We start from the raw sequence: 2,753 nt of genomic DNA on the forward strand, positions 1-2,753 counted from the left end.
TGTTGTCTCAAGTGAAATCATTAAGCACAAAGTTCAGCAGGGTGTGCAGGCACTGGATAATATCAAAAACATCATTGCTGTTGGATCGGGCAAAGGTGGTGTGGGTAAATCCACAACCTCAGCCAATCTGGCGTTGGCGCTTGCAGCAGAAGGCGCAACCGTGGGGGTGCTTGATGCTGATATCTACGGACCAAGCCAACCACGCATGCTCGGTGCCAATCGTCGACCAGAATCGCCTGATGGCAAGAGCATGAACCCAGTAGACAGTTATGGCATTCAAACTATGTCGATTGGGTTCCTTATTGATGAAGAGGAACCGATGATTTGGCGTGGACCGATGGTGACACAAGCCCTACAACAGTTGCTCGGTGAAACTAACTGGAAAGATCTAGATTACCTGATTATTGACTTGCCACCGGGCACAGGTGATATTCAATTAACCTTGTCACAAAAAGTGCCAGTGAGTGGTGCTGTCATTGTCACCACGCCACAAGACATATCATTGCTTGATGCGCGTAAAGCCTACAAGATGTTTGAAAAGGTAAAAGTACCTGTTCTAGGCATTGTCGAAAATATGAGTACACATATTTGTAGCAAATGCGGTCATGAAGAGCATATTTTTGGTGAAGGCGGTGGCAAGCGCATGGCCGAGCAGTACAATCTTAATTTGCTGGGTAGTTTACCTCTGGATATAAAAATTCGTGAGGATGCTGACTCTGGTAAACCTAGTGTTGTCACTGATCCTGACGCTGATATTTCAATGGCTTATCGCCGCATTGCTCGCCGAGTTGGCGCCAGATTAGCCATGCAAAGTAAAGATTATTCTGCAGCGTTCCCGAACATTGTGATTAAAAATGACTAATGTTTAGTCAACACATAATAAAGCTTATTCAAGATGTGTTTTAATAGGCTTGTGATTGAACAATTATAAAAAGGTATGACCGAGCAATTATGATTAAGTCAGATAAATGGATTCGTCGTATGGCGGAGCAGGGCATGATTTCACCTTTCGAGCCGGGACAAGTTCGATATCGTGATGATAACCGCATTATCTCTTATGGCACGTCAAGTTATGGTTACGATGTTCGCTGCTCAAATGAATTTAAAATATTCACCAATATTAATTCAGCCGTTGTTGACCCGAAGAATTTCGATGAAAGCAGTTTTGTGGATGTGACGTCTGATGTGTGTATCATTCCACCGAATTCATTTGCACTGGCCAGAACAGTAGAAACCTTCAGAATTCCACGAAATGTTCTGACAGTGTGTCTTGGCAAATCCACTTATGCTCGCTGTGGCATTATTGTGAATGTCACCCCATTGGAACCTGAATGGGAAGGTCAGGTGACATTAGAGTTTTCCAACACCACTCCCTTACCGGCAAAAATCTACGCGAATGAAGGTGTGGCACAAATGTTGTTCTTCGAGTCTGATGAAGTGTGTGAGACATCTTACGCTGATCGTGGTGGTAAATATCAAGGCCAGTCTGGTGTAACTCTTCCTCGTTCCTGATGCCGATGTCTGTATTCTCCCGCCATGTAATCCGAACGCTCAGTGCTGCATTGGTATTGCTTTCATTGTCAGCATGTACAGAAGAAAGAACACCGACAGAATCCTGGAAACACAGCGAAAATGGCAGCTATGCTTCCAGCTTTTCACCTGATGGTCGTTACGTGCTGGTCGGCGATATTGATTTGCCAGCAAAACTCTGGGACCTTCAGACGAATAAGGTGAAATATACCTGGCAAAACACACCAAATGATGCCGGTACGACAACAGATGTGGCTTTTTCTGACGATAGTAAAGTGGCGGCCACGGTAGAATCAAAAGTTATCGTTTTATGGAATATGGAAAACGGTGAACCGATGATTCGTCTTGAGTTTCCAGTCACGATAAAAGATATTGCTTTATCGCCTAAAGGTGACCATCTTCTATTAGCGTTGCAAGACAGAACAGCGGTGTATTTTGATGTGATAGGTAATCGCGTCGTCCAAATTCTGAAACATGATGGTAAAGCCGTTAATTCACCTATCGATCAGCTTATTAACACAGTTGATATTTCACCTAATGGTAAATATGGCTTGACGGGCGGAGATGACCATACAGCAAGAATGTGGAACCTGGAAACCGGACAACAACTTCGGATATGGCAACATAATAATGGTGTTAGTTTGGTTTCTTTTGATCCCATGGGTGGGTTTGTGATTAGTTCAGCAGGTAATGCACAAACACGTATCTGGAATGTCAAAAGTGGTAAACAAGTCGCGGTACTCACGACATCACCTGTAGACGTAGACGGTATCTGGGGTGACTTTCCTGTATTTAAAACCACAACCAGCGCGATTGCCTATTCTTCTGATGGTAAATATGTCGTGACTGGCCACCCCAACCGTGAAATGTGTGTCTGGCGTGCACAAAATGGACAGGCTCTGGGCTGTTGGTTAACACCACGCAAAGACGCTTTAAAACCCGGTGTAGTTATACAAGCGTTAGCGTTTAGTCGTGATGGCCGTTACATCTACAGTGAATTAGGTAATGGTTTAGGCCAAAAATGGCGTATTAGATAAGGTATGGCTGATAGCTTATTAAAATTGGTTTTTTTTGTTCCTGAATCACATAAAGAAGCCGTAAAACAGGCCATTTTTGCTGCCGGTGCCGGACGTTATGATGGTTATGACAGTTGTTGTTGGGAGTCACAAGGAACAGGGCAATTTCGCCCATTAGATGGCAGTCAGCCTTATATTGGGCAGCAG

At 44.1% G+C, this 2,753-nt stretch carries 3 protein-coding genes and 1 pseudogene; all 4 read left to right on the plus strand.

The genetic code is table 11. From position 1 onward, the window contains the following. The coding region (gene apbC, locus B4K20_RS10865; protein WP_289282895.1) for an iron-sulfur cluster carrier protein ApbC at window positions 1-862 on the plus strand (862 nt) is incomplete at its 5' end. An 86-nt stretch (window positions 863-948) separates the two neighbouring features. Continuing rightward, on the plus strand, window positions 949-1,512 hold the full coding sequence (gene dcd, locus B4K20_RS10870; RefSeq protein WP_286306127.1) for a dCTP deaminase: 564 nt from the start codon (window positions 949-951) through the stop codon (window positions 1,510-1,512). A 65-nt stretch (window positions 1,513-1,577) separates the two neighbouring features. Further along, window positions 1,578-2,567 (plus strand): WD40 repeat domain-containing protein, encoded by a 990-nt coding sequence (locus B4K20_RS10875; RefSeq protein ID WP_289282896.1) that lies wholly within the window; start codon window positions 1,578-1,580, stop codon window positions 2,565-2,567. Between the two features lie 3 nt (window positions 2,568-2,570). Then, window positions 2,571-2,753: pseudogene (locus B4K20_RS10880) on the plus strand (NGG1p interacting factor NIF3); the annotation flags it as partial.

This window comes from Methylophaga sp. UBA5088 (assembly GCF_002414625.1).
In the GTDB taxonomy this organism is placed as follows: Bacteria; Pseudomonadota; Gammaproteobacteria; order Nitrosococcales; family Methylophagaceae; genus Methylophaga; species Methylophaga marina.